5 protein-coding genes and 1 pseudogene are annotated in these 3,933 nt (G+C 26.4%); all 6 read left to right on the forward strand.

Features of this window, described 5'->3' with window-relative positions; genetic code table 11:
- The coding region (locus FQU21_RS17505; protein WP_222708020.1) for a S26 family signal peptidase at nt 1-198 on the forward strand (198 nt) is incomplete at its 5' end.
- Between the two features lie 414 nt (nt 199-612).
- Nucleotides 613-891 (forward strand): hypothetical protein, encoded by a 279-nt coding sequence (locus FQU21_RS17060; protein ID WP_147679215.1) that lies wholly within the window; start codon nt 613-615, stop codon nt 889-891.
- A 71-nt stretch (nt 892-962) separates the two neighbouring features.
- The gene (locus FQU21_RS17065) at nt 963-2,120 is read left to right on the forward strand and encodes a 6-bladed beta-propeller (RefSeq protein WP_147679216.1); all 1,158 of its coding nucleotides are present in this window, start codon (nt 963-965) and stop codon (nt 2,118-2,120) included.
- A 43-nt stretch (nt 2,121-2,163) separates the two neighbouring features.
- Nucleotides 2,164-2,793 (forward strand): hypothetical protein, encoded by a 630-nt coding sequence (locus tag FQU21_RS17070; protein ID WP_147679217.1) that lies wholly within the window; start codon nt 2,164-2,166, stop codon nt 2,791-2,793.
- A gap of 12 nt (nt 2,794-2,805) precedes the next feature.
- Nucleotides 2,806-3,831 (forward strand): signal peptidase I, encoded by a 1,026-nt coding sequence (gene lepB / locus FQU21_RS17075; RefSeq protein ID WP_147679218.1) that lies wholly within the window; start codon nt 2,806-2,808, stop codon nt 3,829-3,831.
- Between the two features lie 34 nt (nt 3,832-3,865).
- A pseudogene (locus tag FQU21_RS17890) lies at nt 3,866-3,933 on the forward strand (hypothetical protein); the annotation flags it as partial.

The raw sequence follows: 3,933 nt of genomic DNA on the forward strand, positions 1-3,933 counted from the left end.
GACGGCAAAATAGCTTCAACTTATACTTTTAAGAAGAACTATTATTTTATGATGGGTGATAATAGAAAAGCAACTGCAGATTCTAGAGCATGGGGCTTTTTACCTGAGGAAAACATAATTGGTAAGGTACAATGCGTGTTGTTTTCGAATTTTAAAAATGAATTTCAATGGGATAGACTTTTCAAACCTGTAATTTAATATTTAATTTTATTTCGATAATAAACCACAGAAATGAAGGTAAAACCATGATGTATTGCAGAAAAAGTAGTAAATATCTTCTAAAAAAATAGCAAAGTGTCAGAATTTGTCCCTGTGAGGTTTTAAATTTGAGAAATCAATAAAAATAATAAACCTCTGAGCATTTATGTTAAAAAATATAATCACAAATTGTTTAACTAAAATTTCATGCCAATGACATAAATATGATTAACACCCAGAGGAAGTCTTTAATTTTTAGGCTATATAGCGCTTCTGTAAAAGCGTTGTATAACATTATTCAAAAGTAGTGTTTCCTTTAAGACTTTTGAGAAATCTTAAATAAAAAATTAATAAAAAATTTTTAAAATGAAAAAAATAACAGGAATTTTAAGTGTAGGAATTTTATCAATAGTAATGTTTTTTAATGCACCTTTAATTATTGATAATGATGCAAATATGGATTTAACATCATTAGTATCATTATCTACCGCTAATGCTGAATCAGGAGGATCTGGTGGTTATGAGGGGGCAATGTCTCATCCAGCTACAACAGTGGATGTTACAGTTATGAAGGATGGTGAAGAGTGCACGTATACTTGTTCGGTTTCTGCATGGACAAGTTGTGTAGGGAAAGGAAAAGTAAGTTGTACAGGGACAGACCCAGAATATGATTGCGACGATTCATGTGATTAGTAAATTCTAAAGATCTTCTTAAGCATTCACCTAAGTGTTTGAGAAGATTTTATTAATTAAATATAACTTTAATGAAAAATATCTTACTTCGTATAATTGTTTTAATATTCATATCCTTTAGTTCTTGTAAAGATACAAATGAATTAGAAAAAAATATAGAAAATATAAAGGTTGATGTTAAAAAGAAATACCCTAGGGGTAATTTTAAAGATTATTTTTCTTCATCAAAGGTTATATCTCTTGAAACTAATGAACATTCTATTTTTCATAATATAGACAGGATGAGTTTGTATGATAATAAGTTTTTTATATTAGACAAGAAATCAAATGGTGTTTATATTTTTAACAACAAGGGAAAGTTTTTAAATAAAATACAAAATATAGGAAAAGGTCCCGGAGAGTATATAAGTCTGATGGATTTTACAATCGATGAAAAAGAAAATCATATTATTCTATATACAGATAGACCCTATAAACTTCTTACTTATACCCCCAAAGGACAATTAATAAAAGAAAAAAAAGTTGATGATTTATATTTTAATATGTCCTTTACAAACAATAAGCTTTTATTTATGACTAAAAATATAAAAAGAAAGAATAAACTAATTGAATATGATCTTAAGAGAGATAAAAAGAAAGGGTTTTTAACTAGCAATGAAAAAGATAAGTTTTTTAGTAAATTAGGTATGCTTAATCCAAGTATAACAAAAAATGAAAATATCCATATAAGTTTTCCATATTTAGAAACTATATACGAATATAATGAAGACGGTTTTTTTGCTAAATACAATATAGATTTTGGTAAGGGGCAAATGCCAAATGCTATTATTAATAAACTAGATAAAGACTATAAAGGTCTTTATAATTATGTTAAGGAAAATAATTATGGTTTTGGAATATCCAATTTTAGAGAAAATAAAGATTACGTTACATTCAACTTCTATAATAACATGATAGTAATTTACTCCAAGGTTTTAAAAAAATCAAACGCTTTCAGGTTATTTATAAATGATAGCGATCAGATTCCATTCTATAATTATTTTGCTCATGACGGAGATGATAATAAAATCATTTCTATTTATCCCGCAATACAGTTTAAAAATCAAATGGATACTTACAAAAAAGAGATAAAACCTTGGAAAAGAATGCCTGCCTATCTTAAAGAGTTGGATAAAAAAGTATCTCATAATGATAACCCTTTATTAATTGTTTATTCATTTAAAGAATGAAGATTTTTTAAGACCTAACAAAAGCCAAAATTAAAATAAAAAGATGAAAAATTTAAAATGTTTAATCGTTATAGGTTTTCTATTAATCTTGAATGGTGCTCTAATTTATAAGCTTAATTTATATAAGAAAACAGTTAGTGAGATTAACCCAATTTTAAATAAATACAAACAAAGTATTGTAACTTTTGATGAAAAATTTATAAATGAAAGAGAAAATGAAAATTTAGTATTGAATGAAGAAACTAAATTTCTTGATGTTGAAGAAAATTTGATTTTAGCTAAAGATATATTTAAAAGCAAAAAAATAGTATTAATATATTCGGAATTTAATTGTGAAGAGTGTGTAGAATCAGAAATTAATGCTTTATTAAAAAATAAAAATAAATTAGGAAAAGATGTTTTTTTAATTGCTTATTATCAAAACAAGAGAGATTTCTATATCTTCTACAAAGAGTTCCAAAAAAAAGGGTTAGTTGATATTGAGATGTATTTGTTACCAGATAGTGGTTTAAATATCCCAGCAGAAAAACTTAATAGACCTTTTTATTTTTGTATTGATTCAACTTTAAGAATTACTAATTTTTTTATCCCTCATAAAGAAATACCAAAATTAACTGAAAGTTATTTAATAAACACTTCTAAAAATTTTCTCAGTAATAATTCAGATCAATAACTCTTTAGCCTAATGAATAAAAGGGTAATAGTCTTACTAATTGCTGTTTTTATTTTGACAATTAAAGGGTTGTTTTGGTTATCACTTGGTCTTGCTTTATTCTCAATAATTAATTTTGTAACATTTAGATTACTTTCAAAATTAAAACTGGTCGTATTAAAGAGAACAATAAAAAATATCTATATTTTTATAGTAATCCTTTTTGTTACAATAAGTATAAAGTTATTTACTTTTGATATTTTCAGAGTACCAAGCTCTTCCATGAAAAATGCTTTGTTTCCTAATGATGTAATTCTAGTAAATAAACTAAAATACGGACCAAGATTATCACGTTCACCTTTTGATATTCCCTTTGTAAACATAGCGTGCTATTTCAATGAAAATGCAAAAAAACGCATTAAAGAGTATTGGTGGCCTTACAAAAGATTATCTGGCACAGCCTCTATTAAACAAGGTGATGTTATTGTTTTTAACTCCCTTTGGGAAAAAGATTTTGTTTTAGTAAAACGCTGTGTTGCTATAGCTGGTGATACTTTGCGTATTGAAAATGGTATTGTTTATATTAACGGGGAAGTCTTTAAGGTTAATACTGAAAAACATAAATATAAGTTTGAAATAAAGGATAAAAAGACATTTCGGAATACATTAAATTCTTTAGGCTTAAACCATGTTAATTTTATTAAAAGTGGTGAAAAACATGTTTTAAAGTCTAGATTAGCTCAAAACGAGGTAGATATCATTAAAAATTTAAAAAGCGTTGAGAATTTCCAATTAATTTTAGATACTTTTAAGCCAGACAGGAAGTTGCTGGCAAAATTACCTAACAAAAATTGGACCTATGATAACATGGGGCCATTTGTCATTCCCAAAAAAGGATTACAAATTGATTTAAACAACGACAATTACTTATTGTATAAACAAACCATTAATAAATTTGAAGATGCGAATTTAAAATATGTTGACGGTAAGGTTTATGTTGACGGCAAAATAGCTTCAACTTATACTTTTAAGAAGAACTATTATTTTATGATGGGATAATAGAAAAGCAACTGCAGATTCTAGAGCATGGGGCTTTTTACCTGAGGAAAACATAATTGGTAAGGTACAATGCGTGTTGTTTTCGAATTTTAAAAATAAATT

The sequence above is a fragment of the Algibacter pacificus genome, assembly GCF_008033385.1.
GTDB classification, from domain to species: domain Bacteria; phylum Bacteroidota; class Bacteroidia; order Flavobacteriales; family Flavobacteriaceae; genus Algibacter; species Algibacter pacificus.

Bases quoted from the DNA above. Each gene is read 5' to 3' on its own strand.
- FQU21_RS17060 (WP_147679215.1), top strand. From the start codon at position 613: ATGTTTTTTAATGCACCTTTAATTATTGATAATGATGCAAATATGGAT.
- FQU21_RS17065 (WP_147679216.1), top strand. From the start codon at position 963: ATGAAAAATATCTTACTTCGTATAATTGTTTTAATATTCATATCCTTT.
- FQU21_RS17070 (WP_147679217.1), top strand. From the start codon at position 2,164: ATGAAAAATTTAAAATGTTTAATCGTTATAGGTTTTCTATTAATCTTG.
- lepB (WP_147679218.1), top strand. From the start codon at position 2,806: ATGAATAAAAGGGTAATAGTCTTACTAATTGCTGTTTTTATTTTGACA.